The 25,308-nt window shown below is 65.3% G+C and carries 21 protein-coding genes; 17 read left to right on the top strand and 4 right to left on the bottom strand.

Going from position 1 to position 25,308, the window contains the following annotated elements:
• Nucleotides 1–69 precede the first annotated feature (69 nt).
• From hisS to C7401_RS18675, 13 genes are all read left to right on the top strand, one after another.
• Nucleotides 70–1,407: a histidine--tRNA ligase gene (gene hisS, locus C7401_RS18735; protein ID WP_112172879.1), complete on the top strand. Its 1,338-nt coding sequence runs from the start codon at nucleotides 70–72 to the stop codon at nucleotides 1,405–1,407.
• Between the two features lie 81 nt (nucleotides 1,408–1,488).
• Nucleotides 1,489–2,118 carry a tetratricopeptide repeat protein gene (locus tag C7401_RS18730; RefSeq protein WP_112172878.1) on the top strand — a complete coding sequence of 210 codons (630 nt, stop codon included), beginning with the start codon at nucleotides 1,489–1,491 and terminating at the stop codon, nucleotides 2,116–2,118.
• Between the two features lie 67 nt (nucleotides 2,119–2,185).
• A complete protein-coding gene (gene bamB, locus C7401_RS18725) occupies nucleotides 2,186–3,331 on the top strand; it encodes an outer membrane protein assembly factor BamB (protein ID WP_112172937.1) in 1,146 nt (381 codons plus the stop codon).
• A 432-nt stretch (nucleotides 3,332–3,763) separates the two neighbouring features.
• A complete protein-coding gene (der, locus tag C7401_RS18720) occupies nucleotides 3,764–5,098 on the top strand; it encodes a ribosome biogenesis GTPase Der (RefSeq protein WP_112172877.1) in 1,335 nt (444 codons plus the stop codon).
• A gap of 165 nt (nucleotides 5,099–5,263) precedes the next feature.
• A complete protein-coding gene (gene hfq, locus C7401_RS18715) occupies nucleotides 5,264–5,500 on the top strand; it encodes an RNA chaperone Hfq (RefSeq protein ID WP_027814901.1) in 237 nt (78 codons plus the stop codon).
• Between the two features lie 74 nt (nucleotides 5,501–5,574).
• Entirely contained in the window at nucleotides 5,575–6,744 is a 1,170-nt protein-coding gene (hflX, locus tag C7401_RS18710; protein WP_372460489.1) for a GTPase HflX, read from the top strand.
• 113 nt (nucleotides 6,745–6,857) lie between these two features.
• Complete coding sequence (hflK, locus tag C7401_RS18705; RefSeq protein ID WP_112172876.1) at nucleotides 6,858–8,303, top strand: FtsH protease activity modulator HflK; 1,446 nt, start codon at nucleotides 6,858–6,860, stop codon at nucleotides 8,301–8,303.
• A gap of 13 nt (nucleotides 8,304–8,316) precedes the next feature.
• On the top strand, nucleotides 8,317–9,231 hold the full coding sequence (gene hflC, locus C7401_RS18700; RefSeq protein ID WP_112172875.1) for a protease modulator HflC: 915 nt from the start codon (nucleotides 8,317–8,319) through the stop codon (nucleotides 9,229–9,231).
• Nucleotides 9,232–9,279: 48 nt separating this feature from the next.
• On the top strand, nucleotides 9,280–9,471 hold the full coding sequence (locus C7401_RS18695) for a DUF2065 domain-containing protein (protein WP_028210024.1): 192 nt from the start codon (nucleotides 9,280–9,282) through the stop codon (nucleotides 9,469–9,471).
• Between the two features lie 98 nt (nucleotides 9,472–9,569).
• Nucleotides 9,570–10,721 (top strand): ATP phosphoribosyltransferase regulatory subunit, encoded by a 1,152-nt coding sequence (locus C7401_RS18690; RefSeq protein WP_112172874.1) that lies wholly within the window; start codon nucleotides 9,570–9,572, stop codon nucleotides 10,719–10,721.
• Nucleotides 10,722–10,901: 180 nt separating this feature from the next.
• Complete coding sequence (locus C7401_RS18685; RefSeq protein ID WP_112172873.1) at nucleotides 10,902–12,248, top strand: adenylosuccinate synthase; 1,347 nt, start codon at nucleotides 10,902–10,904, stop codon at nucleotides 12,246–12,248.
• Nucleotides 12,249–12,271: 23 nt separating this feature from the next.
• Nucleotides 12,272–12,841, top strand: a complete 570-nt coding sequence (locus C7401_RS18680; protein ID WP_112172872.1) for a phosphoribosyltransferase — start codon at nucleotides 12,272–12,274, stop codon at nucleotides 12,839–12,841.
• A 290-nt stretch (nucleotides 12,842–13,131) separates the two neighbouring features.
• Nucleotides 13,132–15,018 (top strand): potassium transporter Kup, encoded by a 1,887-nt coding sequence (locus tag C7401_RS18675; RefSeq protein ID WP_112172871.1) that lies wholly within the window; start codon nucleotides 13,132–13,134, stop codon nucleotides 15,016–15,018.
• A 104-nt stretch (nucleotides 15,019–15,122) separates the two neighbouring features.
• Here C7401_RS18675 and C7401_RS18670 read toward each other — a convergent pair whose 3' ends face one another.
• The gene (locus tag C7401_RS18670; RefSeq protein WP_112172870.1) at nucleotides 15,123–17,477 is read right to left on the bottom strand and encodes a Tex family protein; all 2,355 of its coding nucleotides are present in this window, start codon (nucleotides 17,475–17,477) and stop codon (nucleotides 15,123–15,125) included.
• A 207-nt stretch (nucleotides 17,478–17,684) separates the two neighbouring features.
• On the opposite strand from C7401_RS18670, the gene C7401_RS18665 reads away from it, so the two are divergent.
• The 3 genes from C7401_RS18665 to yoaA all read left to right on the top strand — a co-directional run bounded on the left by C7401_RS18665 (nucleotide 17,685) and on the right by yoaA (nucleotide 21,402).
• Nucleotides 17,685–18,710 carry a hypothetical protein gene (locus C7401_RS18665; protein ID WP_444980875.1) on the top strand — a complete coding sequence of 342 codons (1,026 nt, stop codon included), beginning with the start codon at nucleotides 17,685–17,687 and terminating at the stop codon, nucleotides 18,708–18,710.
• Nucleotides 18,711–18,797: 87 nt separating this feature from the next.
• The gene (locus C7401_RS18660; RefSeq protein ID WP_112172868.1) at nucleotides 18,798–19,031 is read left to right on the top strand and encodes a DUF465 domain-containing protein; all 234 of its coding nucleotides are present in this window, start codon (nucleotides 18,798–18,800) and stop codon (nucleotides 19,029–19,031) included.
• Between the two features lie 76 nt (nucleotides 19,032–19,107).
• On the top strand, nucleotides 19,108–21,402 hold the full coding sequence (gene yoaA / locus C7401_RS18655) for a DNA repair helicase YoaA (RefSeq protein ID WP_112172867.1): 2,295 nt from the start codon (nucleotides 19,108–19,110) through the stop codon (nucleotides 21,400–21,402).
• A gap of 180 nt (nucleotides 21,403–21,582) precedes the next feature.
• Here yoaA and C7401_RS46110 read toward each other — a convergent pair whose 3' ends face one another.
• Nucleotides 21,583–21,858 carry a hypothetical protein gene (locus C7401_RS46110; protein WP_112172866.1) on the bottom strand — a complete coding sequence of 92 codons (276 nt, stop codon included), beginning with the start codon at nucleotides 21,856–21,858 and terminating at the stop codon, nucleotides 21,583–21,585.
• A gap of 231 nt (nucleotides 21,859–22,089) precedes the next feature.
• The gene (locus C7401_RS18640; protein ID WP_112172864.1) at nucleotides 22,090–23,322 is read right to left on the bottom strand and encodes a cupin domain-containing protein; all 1,233 of its coding nucleotides are present in this window, start codon (nucleotides 23,320–23,322) and stop codon (nucleotides 22,090–22,092) included.
• A 32-nt stretch (nucleotides 23,323–23,354) separates the two neighbouring features.
• Here C7401_RS18640 and C7401_RS18635 point away from each other — a divergent pair, with 32 nt between their 5' ends.
• Complete coding sequence (locus C7401_RS18635) at nucleotides 23,355–23,900, top strand: FKBP-type peptidyl-prolyl cis-trans isomerase (RefSeq protein ID WP_112172863.1); 546 nt, start codon at nucleotides 23,355–23,357, stop codon at nucleotides 23,898–23,900.
• Nucleotides 23,901–23,910: 10 nt separating this feature from the next.
• Here C7401_RS18635 and C7401_RS18630 read toward each other — a convergent pair whose 3' ends face one another.
• The gene (locus C7401_RS18630) at nucleotides 23,911–25,257 is read right to left on the bottom strand and encodes a hypothetical protein (RefSeq protein WP_220092831.1); all 1,347 of its coding nucleotides are present in this window, start codon (nucleotides 25,255–25,257) and stop codon (nucleotides 23,911–23,913) included.
• Nucleotides 25,258–25,308: the final 51 nt, after the last annotated feature.

The following is a 25,308-nucleotide window of genomic DNA, read 5'->3' as shown; positions in this document are numbered from 1 at the left end:
TCTTTGTAGTTCTGCCGCAGTTTCGATCTGGTTCGATACGCACAACCGAATAACGCCATCCGCAACGCAATGACTGAACAAAAACGCAAGCCCGAAAAGCTCACGGGTGTGAAGGGCATGAACGACATCCTGCCGCAGGAGGCAGGGCTGTGGGAATTCTTCGAAACCACGGTGAAGTCGCTGCTTCGTTCGTACGGCTATCAAAATATCCGCACGCCGATCGTCGAGCATACGCAGCTTTTCACGCGCGGCATCGGCGAGGTGACGGACATCGTCGAGAAGGAGATGTACAGCTTCACCGACGCGCTCAACGGCGAGAACCTCACGCTGCGCCCGGAAGGCACGGCTGCGGCCGTGCGCGCGTCGATCGAGCACAACATGCTCTACGACGGCCCGAAGCGCCTGTGGTACATCGGCCCGATGTTCCGTCACGAGCGTCCGCAGCGCGGCCGCTATCGCCAGTTCCATCAGGTGGGTGTCGAGGCGCTCGGTTTCGCGGGCCCGGATGCGGACGCTGAAATCATCCTGATGTGCCAGCGCCTCTGGGACGACCTCGGCCTCACGGGCATCAAGCTCGAACTCAACTCGCTCGGCGTGGCCGAGGAGCGTGCGGCGCATCGCGTGGAGCTCATCAAGTATCTGGAGCAGCACGTCGATCTGCTCGACGAAGACGGCAAGCGCCGCCTCTACACGAACCCGCTGCGCGTGCTCGACACGAAGAACCCCGCGCTGCAAGAGATCGCGGACAAGGCGCCGAAGCTGATCGACTTCCTCGGCGAGGCATCGCTTGCGCACTTCGAGGGGCTGCAACGCATCCTCAAGTCGAACAACATTCCGTTCAAGATCAATCCGCGTCTCGTGCGCGGTCTCGATTACTACAATCTGACCGTGTTCGAGTGGGTGACCGACAAGCTCGGCGCGCAGGGTACGGTGGCGGCGGGCGGCCGCTACGATCCGCTGATCGAGCAACTGGGCGGCAAGGCCACGGCCGCGTGCGGCTGGGCCATGGGCATCGAGCGCATTCTCGAACTGCTCAAGGAAGAAGACCTCGTGCCGGAAGAGGATGGTTGCGACGTCTACGTTGTCCACCAGGGTGAAACGGCGCGCGAGCAGGCGTTCATCGTGGCCGAGCGGCTGCGTGACACGGGGCTCGACGTCATCCTGCATTGCAGCGCAGACGGTCAGGGCGCGAGCTTCAAGTCGCAGATGAAGCGCGCGGATGCGAGCGGCGCGGCGTTCGCCGTGGTGCTCGGCGAGGACGAAGTGGCGAAGGGCGAGGCGGGCGTGAAGGCGCTGCGCGGTGTCGACGCCGAGGCCCGCAACGAGCAACAAACGGTAGCGCTCGAGGACTTGACCGAATATCTGATCAATGCGATGGTTGCATCCGCCGAAGACGGCGACGACTGAACAGTGCGCTCCCGTGAGGGGGCGCACAGGTTGCCGGGCATTCGAAAACAGGCTTGAGAATAAACGAGGAATCGCTACGCGATGAGTTACCACGACGAACAGGAATCGATCGAGAGCTTCAAGGCATGGTGGACGCAGTGGGGCAACGCCACTACGTGGGTCGTGCTGATCGTTCTGCTCGCGCTCGCCGCGTGGAACGGCTGGAACTTCTGGCAGCGCCGTCAGGCGGCCGAGGCCGCCGTGCTGTACGACCAGGTGCAGCAGGCCGCGAGCGGCAGTGACAAGGCGATGCTCACGCGCGTGGCGTCGGACATGGAAGACCGCTTCGGCGGCACCGCCTATGCGCAGATGACGGCGCTCGCCGTGGCCAAGTCGCTCTATATGGCGGGCGACACGGCCGGTGCGAAAGCCCAGTTGCAATGGGCGGCCGACCACGCGAAGGACAACGAATTCCGCCAGATCGCGAAGCTGCGTCTCGCCTCGTTGTTGCTCGACGAAAAGGCCTACGATCAGGGCCTCGCGCTGATTCCTCAACCCGATTCGGGTCCGTTCAAGGGCGTCGTCGCCGACGGGCGCGGCGACCTGCTATCGGCCGCCGGCAAGCGCGACGACGCGCGCGCGGCCTACAAGCTGGCCCTCGACAGCCTGCCGAAGAGCGACGCTTCCGAGCGTCAGCTGATCCAGTTCAAGCTGGACGCACTGGGCGGCTAACCTGCGCGAAAGGCGCATGGCGTTGCGAAACCACTCAAAACCAACTTCATTCATGCTTCGTTCACCGATGAATCTGCTGAAACGAACCGTAGTGCCCGTCGCTTTCGCGATGACCGTCCTGGCTCTCGCAGCCTGCTCATCGACGAAAGACGAGCGCCGCGTGCCGGTGCCGCTGACCGAGTTCAAGCCGGTGCTGGACGTCCAGCAGGTGTGGAAGGCGAGCGTCGGCAAGGCCGGCCGCTATCTGTTCACGCCGGTCGCCGTGGGCGACACCGTCTATGCGGCGGGCGAAAACGGTTCGGTCGCGAAGTTCGACGCGACGTCGGGCAAGGAAGTCTGGCGCACGAAGCTCAAGGACGACCTTTCGGCGGGCGTGGGCAGCGACGGCAATCTCACGGCCGTCGGCGGCCTGAAGGGCGACGTCTACGTGCTCGACGCGAACGGCAAGCTGTCGTGGCAAGCCAAGGCGCCGGGCGAGATCATCTCGCCGCCGCTCGTCGGTAACGGTCTTGTGATCGTACGCACGATCGACGGCCAGATCGTCGCCTTCAACGGGCAGACGGGCGAGCAGAAGTGGATCTACCGCAACCGTGCCGTGCCGCTGAACCTGCGCGTGTCGGCGGGCATGACGTTCGCGGGCGACCAGGCGGTGCTCGCGGGCTTCCCGGGCGGCACCTTCGCGGCCATCAACATCCAGAGCGGCGATGCCTTCTGGGAAACGCCGGTTTCGTATCCGAAGGGCGTGACGGAAGTCGAGCGCATCAACGACGTGAGCGGCCCGCCCACGCTCGTCGGCGCGACGACCTGCGCGGTCACGTTCCAGGGGCAGCTTGGCTGCTTCGACGCCAACTCGGGTCGTCCGATGTGGCAAAAGGCGTTCTCGAGCACGAGCGGCATCGCTCAGGACGAGAGCACGGTGGCGGGCGGCGACGACTGGTCGGTCGTGCGGGCCTTCAGCGTGTCGACGGGCCAGCCGACCTGGACGAACGAAAAGCTCAAGAGCCGCGACGTGAGCGTGCCCGCCGTGTTGGGCCACGCGCTCGTGCTCGGCGATTATCAGGGCTACGTGCACTTCCTCTCGCTCGACGACGGCAGCTTTGTCTCGCGCGTGAAGACCGACGGCAGCCCGATCACGGCCGCACCGGTGCTGGCCGGCAATACGCTGGTCGTGCAGACGAAGGACGGCGATATCTACGGCTTGCGTCCGCACTAAGCGCCATTCTGACGGGCGCCGCCTCAAGCCTCAAGGCAGCGTCCGCGCGCCGGCCCGCACAGCCGGCGCATCAGGCAAGACATTCGCACCGCGGGCAAGACACAGGCGGCCGCGTTTCACGAGCGGCAGTCTGTTGCACGCGGATTGCGCAAGGCGGCGAAGCCGGCTGGTTCCGGCGCCGCTCCCGCTGGCCGGCTCAAGCCGGCCGCGCGCATTTTGGGATCGCGGCGCGCACGGCCGCGCTTCCTGTCGTTGCCGTCAGCGGCGGATGCACGGTGGCCGGATTCGGCCGCCGCGCACTTTCGGCTCGGGGCCGCGGCCCCGCTCGTGAATTTCGTGATAATTTGCAACTGATGCAGCCTTGCTGGCGCAGGGCTTGCCGCGCAGCGCGCCGGACTCTCCGGCGCCGCGCCTTACTGTAGAAAAGATCAGATGAAACCCGTAATCGCCCTCGTCGGGCGCCCCAATGTGGGGAAATCCACGCTGTTCAACCGGCTCACGCGTTCGCGCGATGCGCTGGTGGCCGACCTGCCGGGCCTCACGCGCGACCGCCACTACGGCGAAGGGCGTGTGGGCGATCGCGCGTATCTCGTGGTCGACACCGGCGGCTTCGAGCCCGTGGCCAAGGACGGCATCCTTCACGAGATGGCGCGTCAGACGCGTCAAGCCGTGGAGGAAGCCGACATCGTCGTGTTCATTTGCGACGGTCGCAATGGTCTCGCGCCGCAGGACAAGCACATCGCCGACTACCTGCGCAAGACCGGCCGACCGATCTTCCTCGTCGTGAACAAGGCCGAGGGCATGAAGTACAGCGCCGTGGCCGCCGACTTCTACGAACTCGGCCTCGGCGACCCGCGCGCGATTTCCGCGGCGCACGGCGACGGCGTGACGGAGATGATCAACGAGGCGCTTGAAAAGGCCTACGCCGATCAGCCCGAGGAAAGCGAAGAAGATGCCTCGAAGCACGGCGTCAAGATCGCGATCGTCGGTCGTCCGAACGTGGGCAAGTCCACGCTCGTCAATACGCTGATCGGCGAAGACCGCGTGATCGCGTTCGACATGCCGGGCACGACGCGCGATTCGATCTACGTGGATTTCGAGCGCAACGGCAAGAAGTACACGCTGATCGACACGGCCGGCCTGCGCCGCCGCGGCAAGGTGTTCGAGGCGATCGAGAAGTTCTCGGTGGTGAAGACGCTGCAATCGATCGCCGACGCCAATGTGGTGATTCTGCTGCTCGATGCGCAGCAGGAAATCTCCGACCAGGACGCGCATATCGCGGGCTTCGTGGTGGAGCAGGGGCGCGCTCTCGTGGTGGGCGTGAACAAGTGGGACGGCATGGACGATCACGCGCGCGAGCGCACCAAGCACCACCTGCAACGCAAGCTGAAGTTCCTCGACTTCGCGGAAATGCGCTTCATCTCGGCGACGGAAAAATTCGGCATCGGCCCGCTGATGCGCTCGGTGGACGAGGCCTATGCGGCGGCCATGGCGAAGCTGCCTACGCCGAAGCTCACGCGCGCGCTCATCGAAGCCGTGGAGTTCCAGCAGCCGCGCCGTCGCGGCCCGGTTCGCCCGAAACTGCGCTACGCGCACCAGGGGGGACAGAACCCGCCGATTATCGTGATTCACGGTAATGCACTCGACGCCGTGACCGAAACCTACAAGCGCTATCTGGAGAACCGTTTCAGGGAAACTTTCTCGCTCACCGGCACTCCATTGCGCATAGAGTTTCGTTCCTCGACGAACCCCTATACCGATAAATAGCGCGCTATTGCTGACGAGCGTTCGCTACCGCGCAAAGGCCTCCTGGCCGAACCGCCAGGAACCGCGCGGGGGAACGAGAATCAGCTATAGTGTAGCGATTGGTGGTGGATTTCTTTTTCTTCACCCCAATATAAGTTAAACCTGCAAAAAAATACGGAGTTTGCTATGAGCAACAAAGGGCAATTGTTACAAGACCCGTTTCTGAACGCGCTGCGCAAGGAGCACGTGCCTGTTTCGATCTATCTGGTCAACGGCATCAAGCTTCAAGGGAACATCGAATCGTTCGACCAGTACGTCGTGTTGCTCCGTAATACGGTTACGCAAATGGTTTACAAGCACGCCATTTCCACGGTCGTCCCGGCCCGTCCGGTGAATTTCCACCCGGATTCGGAAGCGTCCTGATCCATGACGCGGCCGGCCCGGGGCGCCTTCCAGGCGGCTTCGGTCCGGCCGCTTTCATTTTGACATCCGCTAATTTGATCAACGCCGCACTTGTCGGCATCGACTTCGGCAAGACCGACTTCGAAGCCAGTCTCGAAGAACTCAGCCTGCTCGCCAAAAGCGCGGGCGCCCATCCCGCCGTCACGCTCACCGGCCGACGCTCGAGCCCCGACGCCGCCATGTTTATCGGCAGCGGCAAGGCCGATGAACTGCGTCTCGCCTGCGAGGCGAACGACGTCGAAATCGTCATTTTCAATCACGCGCTGTCGCCCGCCCAGCAACGTAACCTGGAGCGTGCGCTCAATCGCCGCGTGATCGACCGCACGAGCCTCATTCTCGACATCTTCGCGCAACGCGCCCGCAGCCACGAAGGCAAGCTGCAAGTCGAGCTCGCACAGCTTCAGTATCTCGCCACGCGCCTCGTGCGCGCCTGGACTCACCTTGAGCGCCAGAAGGGGGGTATCGGTCTGCGCGGTCCCGGTGAAACGCAGCTCGAAACCGACCGCCGGCTCATTGGCGAGCGCATCAAGATGCTTCAGGGCAAGCTCGCGAAGCTGCGTCGCCAGCACGGCACGCAACGGCGCCAGCGCGAACGCAACCGTACGATGTCGGTCTCGCTCGTGGGCTATACGAACGCGGGCAAGTCCACGCTTTTCAACGCGCTCACGAAGGCCCAGGCCTACGCCGCCGACCAGTTGTTCGCGACGCTCGACACGACCTCGCGGCGCGTCTGGCTCGGTGACGAAGTGGGCCAGATCGTGCTCTCCGATACGGTCGGGTTCATCCGCGAACTGCCTCACCAGCTCGTCGCCGCGTTCCGCGCAACGCTTCAGGAAACGGTTCAGGCCGACCTGCTGCTGCACGTGGTGGATGCGTCGAGCGCCGTGCGCCTCGACCAGATCGATCAGGTGAACGAGGTGCTGCGCGATATCGGCGCGGACACGATCCGCCAGGTGCTCGTCTTCAACAAGATCGACGCGGTGCCAGAGCTGGCGGCCCGCGGCGGAACGGTCGAGCGAGATGAATATGGTAATATTTCGCGCGTCTTTTTGAGCGCACGCACGGGTGTCGGACTTGACGCGCTGCGCTCCGCCATCGCTGAAATTGCGACTGCCGAGCCGCTTGCCGAAACGTCGCAGCCCCTGGGCGCCGACTGGAGCGCGGCGCAGCAAGAATCAGGCTGGCAAGCCGGGCACGAGCGCTGAAGCGCGCCTGCCGTCGCCCGCCTTGCATGCAGGGCCGGCCCGGCGGTTCCCCGGTGGTTCCGATCGAATCCGCACGCAATTGACCCGCTGTCTACTCTGGTGAACGAACACAGGTGAACGATTACAACAAGCGGACTGGCTGGCAGCGCGCGCGCGCCATTTTCTCGCTGAACGACCCGCGTTGGGGACGAGGCGAGGGCAATGGTCAGCGCCCCGACGACTCGCGTCGCCCGTCGGGCAATAACGGCAACAAGGGCGACAAGGGTGACGGCCCGCCCGATCTCGACGAAATGTGGCGCGACTTCAACCGCCGCGTGTCCGCTTTCTTTGGCCGCAAGGGCAAGGGGCCGGGCGGCTTCGGGCCGCGCCCGGATAACGGTCATGGCGCGCGCATCGGCGTGGGCATCGTGCTCGGCGTGCTCATCGCGATCTACGTGGGCAGCGGCGTGTTCGTCGTCCAGGAAGGCCAGGCGGGTGTCGTGTTGCAGTTCGGCCAGTATCGCCACACGGTCGGCCAGGGCGTGCACTGGCGCTTGCCGTATCCGTTCCAGACCCACGAAATCGTCAATGTCGGCCAGATCCGCACCGTCGAGATCGGCCGCAGCAACCTCGTGCGTCCCGCGAACGTGAAGGACGCCGCGGTCATCACGCATGACGGCGACATTCTCAACGTGCGTTTCACGGTCCAGTACCAGGTGAAGCAGCCTACCGATTACCTTTTCCGCAGCGTCGACCCCGACCTCACCGTTACCCAGGCCGCGCAGGCCGCGGTGCGCACGGTGGTGGGCGCGCGCAGCACGACCGACGTGCTCTATGCGGACCGCGAGCCGATTCGCGCGCAACTGGCTGACACGATCCAGCATGCGCTCGACGAGTACAAGACGGGTCTTGGCGTGACCGGCGTGGCGATCCAGAGCGTGTCCGCGCCCGACCAGGTGCAGGCCGCGGTCGACGACGAAGCCAAGGCGCGCCAGGACCGCGAGCGCGCGAAGCGCGACGCACAGGCCTACGCCGACCAGTTGCTGCCGCGCGCGCAGGCGGACGCCACGCGCCTCATCGACGACGCCAAGGCGTATAGCGAGCGCGTGGTCTCGCAGGCGCAGGGCGACGCACAACGCTTCACGCAGGTCTACGAGCAATACGCGAAGGCGCCTGCCGTGATCCGCGAGCGCATGTATCTGGACACCATGCAGCACATCTACTCGAACGCGACGAAGGTGTTCGTCGACAGCAAGTCGGGCAACAACGTGATTTATCTCCCGCTCGACAAGCTCGTCGACGCGACGCGCCTGCGCGCCGCGGCGGCAGCGGGTGCTGTCGCGGCTCCGGGCGCCGCCGCGGCAGCGCCGGCTGCGGCCTCGGACGCGGGCGCCGCTTCCGCGCCGGCGGCCACGAGTGAGCCACAGCAGCAAGGTGCGCAACCGGGCGCACAACCAGGCGCACAGCAGCAAGGCGCGGCTCCCGCGCCCACGGCCAGCGACGCGGCGGCCGCCGCGAGCGACGCCTTCCGGTCGCGCGACGCGTTCCGCTCGCGCGGTCGCGAAGACGACGTGCAATAAGGGGAGCGCCGATATGAACAAGATCATTGCGCTCGTCGTCGCCGTCGTGGTTGTCGTGCTGGTTGCCTCGTCGGCCGTTTTCATGGTCGATCCGCGTCACGTCGCCATTGTTTCTTCATCGGGCGGGGCCAACGCCACGCTCGCGGGTCCGGGGCTTCATGTGAAGCTGCCGCCGCCGTTCCAGACCGTCACGTGGATCGACACGCGTGTTCAGGCCTTCGACGCCCCGGACGCTGACCGCTACACGACCTCGGACAAAACCGAGCTGCTCGTGAACCCGGTCGTGCGCTACCGCATTTCCGACCCGCTCAAGCTGTTCGCCGCCACCAAGGGCGACGCGCAGACGCTCGCCGACCGCCTTGCCGCGCTTTCGCGCGACGCGCTCAGCGACGCGTTCTCGAAAGTCACGCTCACGGAGGCGCTCGGGCAGCAGGAAGCCATCGCCAACGGCGCGCGCGATGCGTTGCGGCAGACCGCGGCGGCGCTCGGCATCGACGTGATCTCGATCGAGCTCACGCGCGTCGACTACCCGCCGGAGCTGGCCGAAACGGTCTTCAAGCGCATGAGCGCCGCACGCGAGCAGGCCGCGGCCGAAACGCGCGAGAAGGGCGCGGCCGAGGCGCAGCAGATCAAGGACGACGCGGAACGCAAGCAGCAGGGCGTGGTGGCCGATGCCTACGCCCAGGCGCAGGCGATCAAGGGTGAAGGCGACGGTAAGGCCGCGGCCATTGCCGCCGAGGCGTTCGGGCGCGACCCGGACTTCTACCGGTTCTACCAGAGCATGCTCGCATACCGTGAGAGCTTCCGGCCCGGCGACGTGATCGTCGTCGATTCGTCGAGCGAGTTCTTCCGCTTCATGCGTGGCCCGAACGGCGGCACGGGCGGTGGCGATACGTCACAGCCTTCCGCCGCGCCGCGCAAACACTAGACAAAACGAGACACAGGCGCCGCGCACCGCGCGGCGCTTTTCCTTCGCATGGACATAGCTGGCTCCCTCTTGCTCGCGATCGCGCTGATGCTGATTATCGAGGGCATGTTCCCGTTCGTCTTTCCGACGGCGTGGCGTGACACATTTCGTAAAATCGCGGAGCGGCCGCCGCATCACATCCGGATTGGTGGGCTCATCGTGATGGGGCTCGGCCTCGTGCTGCTGATGCTGGCGACCTGACGGCCACGGGCCGTCGCCGTGTATTTGCCGGATTCCGAATTATCGGCTGCGTGTGGCGTCTCGCCGCACGCGGCCCTCATTGTGGTAGGACTCAACCGATGTCGACCTGGTTACTTCCCGAGAATATTGCAGACGTGCTGCCGTCCGAGGCGCGCAAGATCGAAGAGCTGCGCCGCCGTCTGCTGGACCGCTTCCGCGCGTATGGCTACGAGATGGTCATGCCGCCGATGCTCGAATACCTGGAGTCGCTGCTCGTGGGCAGCGGGCGCGACCTGAATCTGCGCACCTTCAAGCTCGTGGATCAGCTCTCGGGCCGCACGCTCGGTCTGCGCGCCGACATCACGCCGCAAGTCGCGCGCATCGACGCGCACCTGCTCAACCGCCAGTGCGTGACGCGCCTGTGCTATGCGGGCAACGTGCTGCATACGCTGCCGCGCGGCCTGCACGCCACGCGCGAGCAGATCCAGATCGGCGCTGAAATCTACGGCCATGCGGGCCTCGAAGCCGATCTCGAAATCCAGCAGCTGATGCTCGACGCGCTGCGCCTCGCGGGCCTCGCGAAGGTGCGCCTCGACCTCTCGCACGCGGGCGTGCTCGCGGCGATCTTCGAGGCCGATCCGGCCGCAGCGGCGCTCGGCGACGCTTTGTATGAAGCGCTGGCTGGCAAGGACGTGCCGCGCCTCGCGGAACTCACGCAGAACCTCGAAGCCGTGTCGCGCGACGCGCTGCGTGCGCTGCCTGCGCTCTACGGCGACGCGAGCGTGATCGACGAAGCGCGCAAGCGTCTGCCGGCGCTGCCGGGCATCGACCGTGCGCTCGACGACCTCGCGTTCCTCGTGGGCGAAATCGAAGGCGCCGAACTGATGATCGACCTCGCGGATCTGGCGGGCTACGCGTATCACAGCGGCGTGATGTTCTCGGCCTATGTGGATGGCGTGCCCAACGCCGTGGCGCGCGGCGGCCGTTACGACAAGGTGGGCGAGGTCTACGGGCGCGCCCGCGCGGCCACGGGCTTTTCGCTCGACCTGCGCGAAGTGGCGCGCATTTCGCCCGTCGAGGCGCGCAGCAGCGCGGTTCTCGCGCCGTGGCGCCATGACGAGACGCTGCGCGCCGCCATCGCCGCGTTGCGCGACGCGGGCGAGGTCGTGATCCAGGCGCTGCCGGGCCACGAGCACGACATGGACGAGTTCGCCTGTGACCGCGTGCTCGTCGAGCGCGACGGTGTCTGGGTCGTCGAAAAGCACGTCTGAGAAGCACGCCCGGGCGGCCATTTGCGCCGCCCGACAAGGGCCTGGGCAAGCGTCCCGCAGGGCGCTCCAATTCGCGCATGCCGTTGAGCGCAAAAGGAATTTCCGCGAATTGCGGGAAAAAAAGGCGGCCTTGCCGCCGAACCCAGGTAGAATACGTTTTTAACCAGCTAACGAAACACCATGTCTGCCAGCGCAGTGAATGTAACCCCGGGGCGCAACGTCGTCGTCGTGGGCACCCAATGGGGCGATGAGGGCAAGGGCAAGATCGTCGACTGGCTGACGGACCACGCGCAAGGCGTGGTGCGTTTCCAGGGCGGTCACAACGCCGGCCATACGCTCATCATCGGCGGCAAGAAGACCATTCTCCGGCTGATCCCTTCGGGCATCATGCGCGCCGGCGTCGCCTGCTACATCGGCAACGGCGTGGTGCTTTCGCCCGAAGCGCTCTTCAAGGAAATCGGCGAGCTCGAAGAAGCGGGCATCGACGTCCAGAAGCGCCTCTACATCTCCGAAGCGACCACGCTCATCCTGCCGTACCACATCGCCATCGACCAGGCACGCGAAGCCAAGCGCGGCGCCGCGAAGATCGGTACGACGGGTCGTGGCATCGGCCCGGCCTACGAAGACAAGGTGGCGCGTCGCGGCTTGCGCGTGCAGGACCTGTTCGAGCCGGAAAACTTCGCCGCTCGCCTGCGCGAGAACCTCGATTACCACAACTTCGTGCTCACCCAGTATCTGGGTGCGCCGGCCGTGGACTATCAGCAAACGCTCGACACGATGCTCTCGTACGCCGATCGTCTGAAGCCGATGGTGACGGACGTTTCGCGTCGTCTTTATGACGTGAACAACGAAGGCGGCAACCTGCTGTTCGAAGGCGCGCAAGGCACGCTGCTCGACATCGACCACGGCACCTATCCGTTCGTGACGTCGAGCAACTGCGTCGCGGGTGCGGCTTCCGCTGGTGCGGGCGTCGGTCCGCAAAAGCTCAACTACGTTCTGGGCATCACCAAGGCGTACTGCACGCGCGTCGGTTCGGGCCCGTTCCCGAGCGAACTGTACGACGCCGACAACGCCGATCGCCAGGAAGAAGTCGGCCTCACGCTCGCGAAGGTCGGCAAGGAATTCGGTTCGGTCACGGGCCGTCCGCGCCGCACCGGCTGGCTCGACGCCGCCGCGCTGCGCCGCTCGATCCAGATCAACGGCGTGACGGGTCTGTGCATCACGAAGCTCGACGTGCTCGACGGTCTCGACGAAGTGAAGCTGTGCGTGGGCTACAAGGTCGACGGCAAGGATCTCGACATCCTGCCGCGCGGCGCCTCGCAAGTGGCCGCGTGTGAGCCGGTCTACGAAACGTTCGCGGGCTGGAAGGAAAGCACCATCGGCATCACGCAGTTCGACGCGCTGCCGAAGAGCGCGCAGGCTTACCTCACGCGCGTGCAGGAAGTCGCCGGTGTGCCGATCGACATGGTTTCGACCGGCCCGGATCGTGACGAAACGATCCTGCTGCGCCATCCGTTCAAGGTCTAAGTCGTAAGAAGGCAGAAGCAAAAATGATTCAAATGATGGACCCGCGCAATGACGAGAAAAACCTGTGGGTCGGCTGGGATGAATATCACCGGCTGATCGAACTGCTCGCGCTGAAGGTGCACGAGTCGCGCTGGAAATTCGATCAGATCCTGTGTCTCGCGCGCGGCGGTTTGCGCGTGGGCGACCAGCTCTCGCGCATCTATGACCTGCCGCTCGCGATTCTCGCGACGAGCTCGTACCGCGAAGCCGCGGGCACGGAGCAGGGCGATCTCGACATCGCACAGTACATCACGATGACGCGCGGTCATCTGGAGGGCAACGTGCTGCTCGTCGACGATCTCGTCGATTCGGGCGTCACGCTCGCACGCGTGCAGGAGCACCTCAAGGAGCGTTACCCGGCTGTGACCGGCGTGCGCTCGGCCGTGCTCTGGTACAAGGGCTGCTCGAAGGTGACGCCGGACTATTTCGTCCAGCATCTGCCGACCAATCCGTGGATCCACCAGCCGTTCGAGGAGTGGGATACGGTTCGCCCGCACAATCTCGGTGCGTGGATCAAGCGCGGTTTGCAGCAGGCGCAGGACGCGCAGAAGTAAGGGCTGGCTGCGTGCCACGGGGCCTTAGGGCCGCGCGGCGCTGCCTACCAGAAACGGAGCCTTCATGGCTCCGTTTTTTTTGTCTCGTAGCGCCGCGACGCGTCCCATGCCGCGCATGCGAAACGCCAGCGAGCGAGCAGACGGGCAGGCGGGCAGACGGCGTTTGGGGCCGGTGCTACACTGCGCGGGGACAAGGTATGTCGCAGTGCCGCGACGATGGCTCGGATTCCGCCGCAGCCCGGTTTAGAATAGCGCTCGTTTTTTCCGCCTCGAAACGGACTACCGCGTATATGACAACTAGCACACACGTGGCCAAACAGCCGCTACCTTCCCTTGCCGTAGCGGCCATCGGCGTGGTGTTCGGCGACATCGGCACGAGTCCGCTGTACTCGCTGAAAGAGGCATTCAGCCCGTCTCACGGCATTCCGCTCAACGAGACCTCCATTCTCGGCGTCATTTCGCTCCTGTTCTGGGCGATCGTGATCGTCGTGAGCATCAAGTACGTCCTTTTCGTGATGCGCGCCGACAACAACGGCGAAGGCGGCGTGCTCGCGCTCATGGCGCTCGCCATGCGCTCGTTCAACCGCAAGAGCAAATCGGCTGCGCTGCTCACGGCGCTAGGCATCTTCGGCGCGTGCATGTTCTATGGCGACGCCGTCATCACGCCGGCCATCTCCGTCATGTCGGCGGTGGAGGGTCTGGAGATCGCGGCGCCCAAGCTCTCGCACCTCGTGCTGCCGCTCACCATGGTGATCCTGGTCCTGCTGTTCTGGATCCAGCGGCACGGCACCGCGCTCGTCGGCCGCCTGTTCGGGCCGATCATGGTGCTGTGGTTCATCACCATCGCCGTGCTGGGCGTCTCGCGCATCGTGCAGGCGCCGGGCGTCATCGCCGCGCTCAGCCCGTATTACGCGATCTCCTTCATGGGCGCGCACATGCTGCAAGCCTATGTGGTGCTCGGCTCGGTCGTGCTGGTGCTGACCGGCGCGGAAGCGCTCTACGCCGACATGGGCCACTTTGGCGCGAAGCCCATTCGCTGCGCGTGGTACACGCTCGTGATGCCCTCGCTCGTGCTCAACTACTTCGGGCAGGGCGCGCTGCTGATGCAGGACCATCGCGCGATCGAAAACCCGTTCTTCCTGCTCGCGCCCGACTGGGCTTTGCTGCCGCTCGTCGTGCTCTCCACGGTCGCCACCGTGATTGCCTCGCAGGCCGTGATTTCGGGCGCGTACTCGCTCACGAGCCAGGCCATCCTCCTCGGCTACGTGCCGCGCATGAAGGTCCTGCACACGTCGGATCTCGCCATCGGCCAGATCTACGTGCCGGTCGTGAACTGGATGCTGCTCTTCATCATCCTGTGCATCGTGGTGGCCTTCAAGAGTTCGGACAATCTGGCCGCCGCCTACGGTATCGCCGTGACCGCGACGATGGTGATCACCACGGTGCTCGTCGCCGTCGTGATGACGAAAGTGTGGAAGTGGAACAAGGCGCTCGTCACCGGCATCATCACGGTGCTGCTGGCCGTCGATCTGGGCTTCTTCGGCGCGAATCTGCTGAAGGTCGAAGAGGGCGGCTGGCTGCCGCTCGGCATTGGCGCGCTGCTGTTCTTCCTGCTGATGACCTGGTTCAAGGGCCGCATGATCGTGAAGGAGCGTACGGCCGCTGACGGCATTCCGCTCATGCCCTTCCTGCAGGGGCTGCTCGCGCACCCGCCGCACCGCGTGTCGGGCACGGCCATCTACCTCACGGGCAGCGAGGAACTGGTGCCGGTGAGCTTGCTGCACAACCTCAAGCACAACAAGGTGCTGCACGAGCGCACGATTTTCCTGACCTTCGTGATCCGCGATATTCCCTACGTGGCGGACGCCGATCGCGTGACGGTGAAGGACGTGGGCGGCGGGCTCTATCTTGTGAAGGCCGATTACGGCTTCAACGAAACGCCCGATGTGCAGGCCGTGCTTGAAGAAATTTCGCGCACCCACAACATGACGTTCGAGATGATGGATACGTCGTTCTTCCTCGCCCGCGAGACCGTCGTGCCGACGCAGTTGCCCGGCATGTCGATTTTCCGCGAGCGCGTGTTTGCGTGGATGCATCAGAACGCGGCGAAGCCCACGGACTTCTTCAGTATTCCTGCGAACCGCGTGGTCGAGCTCGGGACGAAGATCGAGATCTGATCGATCGCTTCGTTTCGACCGGCAACAAAAAAGGCACCCGAGGGTGCCTTTTTTGTTGCGCTCACAACGTGAACCGTGGGCGCTCACGCCGTGTCGTGCGGGCGTTAGCGTTGCTTGAGCTTCGCGAATGCCGCCGCCATCGCGCCCGCCGGTTCGGCGTCGCGTGAGCGCTGGCCGCCGCGATTGTCACGATTGCCGCCGCCGCGGTTATCGCGGTCGCGGTTGCCCGATTGACCGGCACCGCCGCCGCGCGATCCGCCGGCGCTCATGGGGTCGTCGTCCAGGCGCATCGTGAGCGCGATGCGCTGACGCTTCACGTCGACGTCGAGCACCTTCACCTTCACGACCTGGCCGGCCTTCACGACTTCGTGCGGGTCCTTGATGAACTTCGTCGACAGGGCGGAGACGTGCACGAGGCCGTCCTGATGCACGCCCACGTCGATGAACGCGCCGAACGCGGCCACGTTCGTCACGACGCCTTCGAGCAGCATGCCCGGCACGAGGTCGGACACCTTCTCGACGCCGTCGCGGAACGTCGCCGTCTTGAACTCGGGGCGCGGATCGCGGCCCGGCTTTTCCAGTTCGCTCAGGATGTCGCGCACCGTCGGCAGACCGAAGCGGTCGTCGACGAATTCGGTGGGCGAGAGGCCCGAAAGCGCTTCGCGGCTGCCGAGCACATCGCCGATCGTGCGCTTGATCTTCGCGAGCATGCGCTCGACGACCGGATAGGCTTCCGGGTGCACCGAGGAGCGGTCGAGGGGATTGTCGCCGCCGTTGATGCGCAGGAAGCCCGCGGCCTGCTCGAAGGTCTTGTCGCCCAGTCGCGGCACCTTCTTCAGTTGCTCGCGCGAGGGGAACGGCCCGTTTGCATCGCGGTAATCGACGATATTGCGCGCAAGCGTCGAGTTCAGACCCGACACGCGGGCGAGCAGCGCGACCGAGGCCGTGTTCGCGTCGACACCCACGGCGTTCACGCAGTCCTCGACCACGGCGTCGAGCGAGCGTGCGAGTTCGCGCTGGTTCACGTCGTGCTGGTACTGGCCCACGCCGATCGCCTTCGGCTCGATCTTCACGAGTTCCGCAAGCGGGTCTTGCAGGCGGCGCGCGATGGAGACGGCGCCGCGCAGCGAAACGTCGAGTTCGGGGAATTCCTTGGCCGCCAGTTCGGATGCCGAATAAACCGACGCCCCGGCTTCGGATACCACGATCTTTTGCAGCTTCAGCTCCGGATGCTTCGAGATCAGCTCGCTCGCGAGCTTGTCGGTTTCGCGCGAGGCCGTGCCGTTGCCGATGCTGATGAGTTCCGCCTGCGTTTGCGCGGCGATGCGCGCGAGCTTCGCGAGCGAGCCGTCCCAGTCGCGGCGCGGCTCATGCGGGTAGATCGTGTCGGTTGCGAGCAGCTTGCCCGTGCGATCGACCACGGCCACCTTCACGCCGGTACGCAGGCCGGGGTCGAGCCCGATCACGGCCTTCGGACCCGCGGGCGCGGCGAGCAGCAGATCCTTGAGATTGCGCGCGAACACGCGAATGGCTTCGTTTTCGGCCTGTTCGCGCAGGTTCGTGAGCAGCTCGTTTTCGATGTGCGGCTGTACCTTCACGCGCCAGCACCAGCGGCACACGTCGGAGAGCCACTTGTCGGCCGGGCGGTTCTGGTTCGCGATGCCGAAGTGGCGCGCGATCATCCCTTCGCCCGGATGCGGGACCTGCGTATCCTGTTCGCCGCCAAGGCCGAGCTTGACCATCAGCACACCGGCGTTACGGCCGCGGAAAAGGGCGAGCGCGCGGTGCGACGGCACCGTCTTGATGGTCTCGGAATAGTCGTAGTAGTCGCGGAACTTCTCGCCTTCCTCGTTTTCCTTGCCTTCGACCACGCTCGACATCACCACGCCCTGGTTGTGCAGCCAGTCGCGCAGCTTGCCCAGCAGTTCGGCCGTTTCACCGAACTGCTCGGAGAGGATGTCGCGCGCGCCGTCGAGCGCGGCCTTCACGTCGGCCACGCCCTTTTCGGCGTCCACATACTGGGCGGCTTCCGTTTGCGGGTCGAGCAGCGGGTTCGCGAGCAACGCGTCGGCGAGCGGCTGGAGGCCGGCTTCGCGGGCGATCTGCGCGCGCGTGCGGCGCTTGGGCTTGTAGGGCAGATAGAGGTCTTCGAGAACCTGCTTGCTGTCGGCGGCTTCGATGGCACTGCGCAGCTCGGCGGTGAGCTTGCCTTGCTCATCGATGCTCGCAAGGATCGTGGCGCGGCGGTCTTCGAGCTCGCGCAGATAGAGCAGGCGCTCTTCGAGCGTGCGCAGTTGCGTATCGTCGAGGTTGTCCGTGACTTCCTTGCGGTAACGGGCGATGAACGGAACGGTCGCGCCTTCGTCGAGAAGCTGCACGGCGGCTGCGACCTGGCGTGGCTGCACATTCAGTTCGGTGGCGATACGCTGGACGATCTTGAGTGCTACGGTTTCCGTCATAGGTTCTGGCTATTCCTGCGAGGATCGGTTTGCGGTCCGGGTTTGCATTCCGGTGGCCGGGGCGGGCTGGCGCGCCAGCAGCCTGTTTGCTGCGCTTCGGCGTCGCGCTACGGGGCGCTTTGCCGGGTGCGCCCGCCGGCCGGTGGAGCGGGGCATTTTGCCATAAATGGCCGAGCGCTCAACCCGGGGGGTGTTAGAATTTCAGCCATGTTCCGTTGCCCACAGAAGACGTTGACGACCTCCCGCTTCTCCCCCGATTTGCCCCTTGCCCGGTATCGCGCGCCCGTTGGCGCCACCTGGCGGTTCTCCGCCCTCGGGGCGATTTGTGCCGTCGCATTGAGCGTGGGGGCAAGCGTTCCGGCCCTCGCGCAAGCGTTGCCGGCGTCCGGGACGGAGCAGGCGCAGGGCGCGCGCGCCGCGTCGCCGGCTGCGCAGTCCGGCAATCCGGCCAATACTGCTACGCCGCTTGCGGCGTCCGATGCAGGTGTGGCCGGAACATCCGGCGCAGCGGGGGCGCAGAGCGATTTCGACGCACGGCAAAAGGTGCTGGACCGCCGCACCGCCGAGAATAACTACCGCTATGCAGTCGCGCAGCACGACTGCTATAGCACGTTCTTCGTGAATCACTGTCTCGGCAAGGCGCGCGACCAGATGCGCGTGGTCCAGGCGGACATTCGGCGCGAGCAACTGTCGCTCGACGACGACAAGCGCGCCACCCATGCGCAGCAGCGCGACCAGCAAGCCGCGTTGCAGCGCGCACAGGACGAGGCCAACGCGCCGCAGCGCGCCGCCAACGAAGCGGCAAGCGCGCAGGCGTACGAGCAGAAGCAGCAGCAGCACGCGATCAATCAGGCGCAGCGCGACGCGGAAGCCCCGCAGCGCGCCGCGAACGAGCAGGCGTACCAGGAAAAGCAGCGCCAGCACGCGCTGGCCCAGGCGCAGCGCCAGGGCGAGCAGCCGCAGCGCGATGCGAACCAGGCGGCGTACGACCAGAAGCAGTCGAATTACCAGAAGCAACTGGATGATGCGCGGCGCCAGGGCGAGCAGAAGGCGCAGGAACGCGCCGACAAGGCCCAGCGCTTCGAGCAGAAGCAGCAAGACGCGGCGAAGCATCAGGCCGATGTGGAAGCGCGTCAGAAACAGGCGGCCGAGAAGGCGCAGCAAAAGCAGCAACAGGAAGAACAGCAGCAGCAACAACTCAAGCAGCAACAGCAGCAGCAGCAGGACCAGTAGCACGAGTAGCACGCTTTTTCAGCCGGACTGCAACCTCAGGCGCGTCGTCCTTCGCAAGCGCGCGCCGCTTATGTCGAGGAGGCGAGCATGCGCGAGCATCGTGAAGTCAAGGTCGAGGTCCTTCGTGACCGCATTCTGCAACTGGAATCCGAGCACGGCGATCTGGACCGTCTGATCGACCGAATGTGCGATACACCGGACTACGACGATCTCGAATTGCAAAAGCTGAAAAAGCGCAAGCTCAAGGTCAAGGACAACATCATCCTGCTGCAATTGCAGCTGGACCCCGATTCAACGAAGACTTCGGACGGGCACGCCTGATTCCGGGTCCCGGCAGGCGCCGGGGCGCGGCAGTTGGCAGGCCGCGCCCTTCCGGACCGAGCAGGAACCGCTTGCCTTGAATTCACCGACCGTTTCCCGTTCCCGGCCCGCGCGCGAAAGCGGCGCGCCGGAGGCCGGCGCGCGCGCCGCCGAATCTTCCCCCGCGGCGAGCGCCTTGAGCCCGCGCCGCGCGTCCGAACTCGAAGAATTGTTCGCCGCCGACGGCCTGCTCGCGCGCGAGATCGACGGCTATCGCCCGCGTGCCGCGCAGATCGAAATGGCGCGCGCGGTAGCGGCGGCCATGGAAGCCGCCGCGCAGGCCTTGCCCGAACCCGCGATGTTCGAAGCACAGTCGCGCCCCGCGCGACGGCTCGAGCGCGGCGCGCCGGTTGCGGCCCAGACGGGCGCCGAGGAAGCGGCGCGCGGCGCCGCCGAGGCAGGCGACAACACGCTGATCGTCGAGGCGGGCACGGGCACCGGCAAGACCTATGCGTATCTCGTGCCGGCCATGCTGTGGGGCGGCAAGGTCGTCGTCTCCACGGGCACGAAGCATTTGCAGGACCAGCTTTTCGCGCGCGACATTCCCACGGTGCGCGACGCGCTCGCGGTGCCCGTGAGCGTTGCGATGCTCAAGGGCCGCTCGAACTACCTGTGCCACTACTACCTGCAACGCACGGCGGACAACGGCCGCCTGCCTTCGCGCCAGGAAACGGCGTATTTGCAGGAGATCGTGCGTTTCGCGAAGATCACGCGATCGGGCGACAAGGCGGAGCTCGCAAGCGTGCCCGAGACGGCGGCGGTGTGGTCGATGGTCACGTCGACGCGCGACAACTGCCTCGGCCAGGAATGCCCACATTACAAGGACTGCTTCGTAATGCAGGCGCGCCGCGAAGCGCAGCAAGCCGATATCGTGGTGGTGAACCACCATCTGTTCTTCGCCGACATCATGCTGCGCGACACGGGCATGGCCGAGCTGCTGCCGAGCGCGAACACCATCATCTTCGACGAAGCGCACCAGTTGCCCGAAACGGCGACGCTCTTCTTCGGCGAAACGCTCTCGACAGCGCAGTTCCTCGAACTGGCGCGCGACTGTGTGGCCGAAGGTCTGAGCCATGCGCGCGACGCCGTGGAGTGGGTGAAACTCGGCGCGGCGCTGGAGCGTGCCGCGCGCGACGTGCGGCTTGCATTCAAGGAAGACTCGCTGCGGCTCTCGATCACGCAGTTGCCCGCCGATCATCCGCTTTTCGACGCGCTCGACGCACTGCAAACCGAGCTGGGCGCGCTCGCCACGGCGCTCGCGGGTCAAGCGGAGCGTGCGGAGTCGCTGGGCGCTTGCCTGCGGCGTGCGCGCGAGCTGCAAGGCATCCTCGCGGGCTGGACCGTGGCCGTGGCCGATGACGCCGCGCCGTCGCGCGAAACGCGCAAGCCCGATGCGAGCGAGCGCGCAGAGGGGGCAGACGCCGCTCAGGCGGCCGAAGACGCCGACGAGAAAGTGCGCTGGGTCGAAGTGTTCTCGCACACGGTTCAACTGCACGAAACACCGCTTTCGGTGGCGCCGATCTTCGCGAAGCAGCGCGCCGGCGTGCCGCGCACGTGGATTTTCACCTCGGCGACGCTTTCGGTGCGCGGCGATTTTACGCATTACGCGGCGCAGATGGGCCTCAGTTCGCGCCGCTCGATGACGCTGCCAAGCCCGTTCGACTATCCCACGCAAGGGCTGCTCTACGTGCCGCGCAATATGCCGCAGCCGTCGTCGCCGCAGTTCACCGACGCGGTGTTCGAGGCCGCGCTGCCGGCCATCGAGGCGTCGGGTGGCGGCGTCTTCATGCTGTGCACGACGTTGCGCGCCGTCGACCGCATCGCTGCGAAGCTGCGCGACACGATCGAAGCACGCGGCTGGAACACGCCGCTGCTCGTGCAGGGCGACGCGAGCCGCACGGAGCTGCTGGAGCGCTTTCGCGCCTATGGCAACGCGATTCTCGTGGGGAGCCAGAGTTTCTGGGAAGGGGTGGACGTGCGCGGTGACGCGCTCTCGCTCGTGGTGATCGACAAGCTGCCGTTTGCGCCGCCTGATGACCCCGTGCTGGCGGCGCGACTCGATGCGCTCGCAAAGAAAGGTCTGAGCCCGTTCGCGGTGCACCAGCTACCGCAAGCGGTGATCACGCTCAAGCAGGGCGCAGGGCGGCTGATTCGCGCCGAAACCGACCGCGGCGTGCTAATGATCTGCGACACGCGCCTCGTCGACAAACCGTACGGGCGGCGCATCTGGCAAAGCCTGCCGCCGTTCAAGCGCACGCGCGAGATCGAGGTGGTGAAGGCCTTCTTCGAAGGGGAAGGCGAGCAGGCACTGGAGCCGGGCGCGGCCAACTAGCGCGTGAACGCGGCGCGTATGCCATCGGCATGCGCGCTCCAAAACAAAAAAGCCACGAACGAAAGTTCGTGGCTTTTTTGCTTGCCCGCCGCACGCATGGCGCTGGCGCCAGACTGTACGACGATCCGCATCGATGCCCGCGGGGACCGAAGTCCCGCGCGAGCCTCGCGCGAACGCAACTTACTGGCTTGCGCCCGAAGCAGCAGCCGGAGCCGAAGCGCCTGCGTCCGAAGCAGCAGCGCCTGCGTCCGAAGCAGCGGCGGTAGCCGAAGCAGCAGCGTCGCTCGCAGCAGCAGCAGCGCCCGAAGCAGCAGCTGCCGCGTCCGAAGCGGCAGCAGCCGGTGCCGAAGCGGCAGCAGCATCGCTAGCCGGCGCAGCAGCTTGGTCGCTGCTCTTGTTGCACGCAGCGAGTGCAACGGCTGCCAGCAGGGATGCTACGAGGAGGGATTTCTTCATGATCACGTCCTTTTATGGTTAAAGGTAAGCAACAGCGCAAAATAAAACCGGTAATGTGCCCCAACACCGACCTGAGCCGCTGGTGGAGACGCACTGCAAGAGCGTGAATCTTCCCTACGGCCTGGGCGGAAATTATAGGCACTTTCGTATCGACCGTCGACAAATCCGGGGACAATACGTTGTCTTTCTCATACAAGCACTATATTAGTACGGTATAACAGTCCGAAGCGCTTAGGCAAGCACCCCGAGCCGTAACCAGCCCGCACGATACCACTCGTGTAGCAACGCTGTCACACACGAATCGTGTGAGAGTGTTACAAAGCGTTTCCCATCCAGCAAGCGATTATCGGCCAATTCCGGTAGCCACTTTCTCGCTTCTCTGAGCAAGTATTGTTCCCCGTTCAGGTAATACGAGCGCGCATCGTAAAGCAGGATTGTCCTGCGGTCGAGTGTTATCCCGCTTTTTGCGGCTCGCGCAACGAAACGGGCTTCGTCGAGCGGTTTTTCAGGGGTGTCGAACACGACATTGGCTTTCGGTTCGGACAGCCACGAGCCCACGAACGAGGAGACGTCTGCGTCACTCCAACGCACTTTAGCAAGCACGCCGGCAACGCGCTCTACGAGTGCCGGGGGCAGTTGCGCCGGACGCGACACGGCCGGCTGGTCGGGGTCGCGATAGAGCGAGGATTTGCCTGCGCCGTCGTCCGCGCGGCGCTCGGCGAGCCAGTACAGGAACTGGCTCGTCAGCTCGGTCGTGGAAGGCGAACGAAAGCCGATCGAGCAGGTCATGCACTCGCCTTCGGCCACGCCGTCGTGGGCGATGTGCGGCGGCAGGTAGAGCATGTCGCCGGGCTCCAGCACCCACTCTTCCTCCGGCTCGAAATTCGCAAGAATCTTGAGCGGCAGGCCGTCCTGCAACGACAGGTCGCGCTGGGCGCCGATGCGCCAGCGCCGCTTGCCGTGAACCTGTAACAAAAAGACATCGTATGAATCGAAATGCGGGCCGACGCCGCCGCCGTCCGTCGCATACGAAATCATGAGATCGTCGAGACGCGCGTCCGGGGCGAAGCGAAAACGCTCCAGCAGGGCGCGGGCGCGATCGTCGTGCAGATCGGCGCCTTGCACGAGCAGCGTCCACTGGCGCGTTTTCGGCGTGGGTAGTTCGTCGGGCGAGAACGGACCGTGCTCGAGCGCCCAGCGGCGGCGGAAATGCGTGATGAGGCGCGACTCGACGTCGTCGCTGTCGGCCAGCGCGAAAAGCTCGTCGCGCGAGAGCGGCGCCTCGATCTGGGGAATCGCCTGGCGGATCAAAAGCGGCTTTTTCTGCCAGTATTTGTGCATGAACTGCGCCGGAGTCAGGCCGCCCAGAAGCGGCGTGGGAACATCGGGCGCGGGACATGCCAGGGGGAGGGAGGCGCGCCGCTTGCGCGCGTCCACCGGGTGGTCTGGGGACCGCTTCGGCATCGTATAATGTGGTCTGTAATCTGGAGGAACGAATGAAAATTGCAAAGGACACCGTCGTGTCGGTCGCTTACAAGCTATCGGATGCGCAGGGCAATCTGATTGAGGAAAGCGACGAGCCGATGGTCTATCTGCACGGCGGCTATGATGGCACGTTCCCCAAGATCGAGGAAGTGCTGGACGGGCAGGAGCCGGGCTTCGAGACCCAGATCCAGCTCGAACCGCAGGACGCTTTCGGGGAATACGATCCCGATCTCGTGAAGATCGAGCCGCGCAACCGCTTTCCCGAGCCGCTCGAAGTCGGCATGCAGTTCGAAGGCACGCCTGAAGAAGGCGACGAAGATCTCGACACGCTCATCTACACCGTCACCGACGTCGCGGAAGACAAGGTCGTGCTGGACGGCAATCACCCGCTCGCGGGCATGGCGCTGCGTTTCGCGCTGACGGTCAAGGAAGTGCGCGTGGCCACCGAAGACGAGATCGAGCATGAGCACGCGCATGGCGCGGACGGCCTCGAAATCGTCGATGAAGACGAAGAAGACGACGGCGACGAAGGCGCTTCGAAGCCGACGCTGCACTGATCCCTGTGGATCAATGAGCGACGCCGCCTGACGCTGGTGCGCCGGGCGGCAACACCTGGCGCACGCCGTGGTGCTCGCCATTCAGGCCGTTCTGGCCGTTCACGCCGCTCTCACCATTGGCCCCATTCGATCCGGTCTGACCGCCCTGTGCGGGCCAGGCGGGCACCAGCATGCCGTCGCCTGCGTTGCCCTGCGGCACGCTGCTGGCGGGCAACGCGGTACCCGACGCACCGGGCGCCACATCCGGCGACTGCGGCATGCCGGGAATCTCGGTCACGTCAGGCATCGACGAGATCTCAGGCATTTCCGGCATGACGGGCGCTTGCCCGGCTCCTGGCGTGAGCAGCGGAGGCAGCAGCGGCAAATGTTTCGGGACGTCCCGCACGCTCACGCGCAGCGGCGTACCGCGCGTCATGTCGGCGTCCACCTGAAGCCATTGCGTAAGCGGATCGCGCAGCGAAAACGCAATGCGCGTGACGTTATCTATCCTTATCCCTTTTTCATTGCGCAACGGCTGATCGATCGTGAAGCCGTGCGCAAGCTTCGTGTCGTCCGCGTTCACGATGATGACCGGGCCGCGGAACGTCTGCGCGAGCTTCACGAGGCTGCGGCGCAACTCCACATAGCCGTCGCGCGGCGCGCGGCGAAAGCGCAGCCAGGCGAAGCGCTCGGGGCGCTCGTAGTGCTCCGGGAGCGCATTGCCCTGCATGAAGACGACGATCGCTCGCGCGTTGCGGCGCTTCGCGTATTCGGCCGCGTGCTCCAGCCAGAAGCCGTTGGCGATCACGCGGTCTTCGAACTCGCCGTTGCGCCCGCCGGCGTTGAGAAAGTGGTTGTTGCCGTCCGGCACGTTCAGGCCGATGAACACGGTGTCGCCGAGTTGCCAGCGCACATTTTCGCGGTACGGCCGAAAGCGTGAAACCTCGCTCTCGCGCGTGAGGGTCAAGGGGTTCTGGCCGAGCGAGTTCGAGTCCGCAAAAAAATTCTGGCGCAGGAAATCGAGTCGCTCGACCGCGTCGTAGGCGCCTGATCCATTCGCGCCGCAGGTCACCCAGTCGCGCTCGCCAGGCACGAACACGAGCGGCGGGCGCGATGCGTCGAGAAGGTCGTGCCGACGTTCGTAAAGGTGGTCCGCGCAGGTTTCGTGCGCACCCTTGAGATTGCCGTCGTACACGGTGAAAGCGATTTGCGGATCGCGGCCGATGGCGTCGATGAGGCGTTGCGTCGCGGCTTCCTCGCCTGGCGAGCTGAGCACGCTCGAAACGACGGCGAAGGCAAAACGCGGCGACTGCGCGTGCGCGGCAAGTGGTGCGCCGAGCGACGACGCGAGCACCCATGCGCAGGCCACGCCGCGCATAAATTTCAGATAACGCGCGGCGCACCAGCCGCGGCCCCGCATTCGCGGCGG

The sequence above is a fragment of the Paraburkholderia unamae genome, assembly GCF_003268775.1.
Lineage (GTDB): Bacteria > Pseudomonadota > Gammaproteobacteria > Burkholderiales > Burkholderiaceae > Paraburkholderia > Paraburkholderia unamae.
Note: the sequence above shows the minus strand (reverse complement) of the source record. Positions and strands in the feature narration are given on the sequence as shown.

Excerpts from the sequence above, each read along its gene's own strand:
- C7401_RS18635 (WP_112172863.1), top strand. The coding sequence starts at position 23,355 with ATGAAAATTGCAAAGGACACCGTCGTGTCGGTCGCTTACAAGCTATCG.
- C7401_RS46110 (WP_112172866.1), bottom strand. The coding sequence starts at position 21,858 with ATGAAGAAATCCCTCCTCGTAGCATCCCTGCTGGCAGCCGTTGCACTC.
- C7401_RS18665 (WP_444980875.1), top strand. The coding sequence starts at position 17,685 with ATGTTCCGTTGCCCACAGAAGACGTTGACGACCTCCCGCTTCTCCCCC.
- hflC (WP_112172875.1), top strand. The coding sequence starts at position 8,317 with ATGAACAAGATCATTGCGCTCGTCGTCGCCGTCGTGGTTGTCGTGCTG.
- C7401_RS18730 (WP_112172878.1), top strand. The coding sequence starts at position 1,489 with ATGAGTTACCACGACGAACAGGAATCGATCGAGAGCTTCAAGGCATGG.
- C7401_RS18630 (WP_220092831.1), bottom strand. The coding sequence starts at position 25,257 with ATGCGCGGCGTGGCCTGCGCATGGGTGCTCGCGTCGTCGCTCGGCGCA.
- hfq (WP_027814901.1), top strand. The coding sequence starts at position 5,264 with ATGAGCAACAAAGGGCAATTGTTACAAGACCCGTTTCTGAACGCGCTG.
- C7401_RS18680 (WP_112172872.1), top strand. The coding sequence starts at position 12,272 with ATGATTCAAATGATGGACCCGCGCAATGACGAGAAAAACCTGTGGGTC.
- bamB (WP_112172937.1), top strand. The coding sequence starts at position 2,186 with ATGAATCTGCTGAAACGAACCGTAGTGCCCGTCGCTTTCGCGATGACC.
- C7401_RS18670 (WP_112172870.1), bottom strand. The coding sequence starts at position 17,477 with ATGACGGAAACCGTAGCACTCAAGATCGTCCAGCGTATCGCCACCGAA.
- der (WP_112172877.1), top strand. The coding sequence starts at position 3,764 with ATGAAACCCGTAATCGCCCTCGTCGGGCGCCCCAATGTGGGGAAATCC.
- C7401_RS18690 (WP_112172874.1), top strand. The coding sequence starts at position 9,570 with ATGTCGACCTGGTTACTTCCCGAGAATATTGCAGACGTGCTGCCGTCC.
- C7401_RS18640 (WP_112172864.1), bottom strand. The coding sequence starts at position 23,322 with ATGCCGAAGCGGTCCCCAGACCACCCGGTGGACGCGCGCAAGCGGCGC.
- C7401_RS18675 (WP_112172871.1), top strand. The coding sequence starts at position 13,132 with ATGACAACTAGCACACACGTGGCCAAACAGCCGCTACCTTCCCTTGCC.
- C7401_RS18685 (WP_112172873.1), top strand. The coding sequence starts at position 10,902 with ATGTCTGCCAGCGCAGTGAATGTAACCCCGGGGCGCAACGTCGTCGTC.
- C7401_RS18660 (WP_112172868.1), top strand. The coding sequence starts at position 18,798 with ATGCGCGAGCATCGTGAAGTCAAGGTCGAGGTCCTTCGTGACCGCATT.
- hisS (WP_112172879.1), top strand. The coding sequence starts at position 70 with ATGACTGAACAAAAACGCAAGCCCGAAAAGCTCACGGGTGTGAAGGGC.
- C7401_RS18695 (WP_028210024.1), top strand. The coding sequence starts at position 9,280 with ATGGACATAGCTGGCTCCCTCTTGCTCGCGATCGCGCTGATGCTGATT.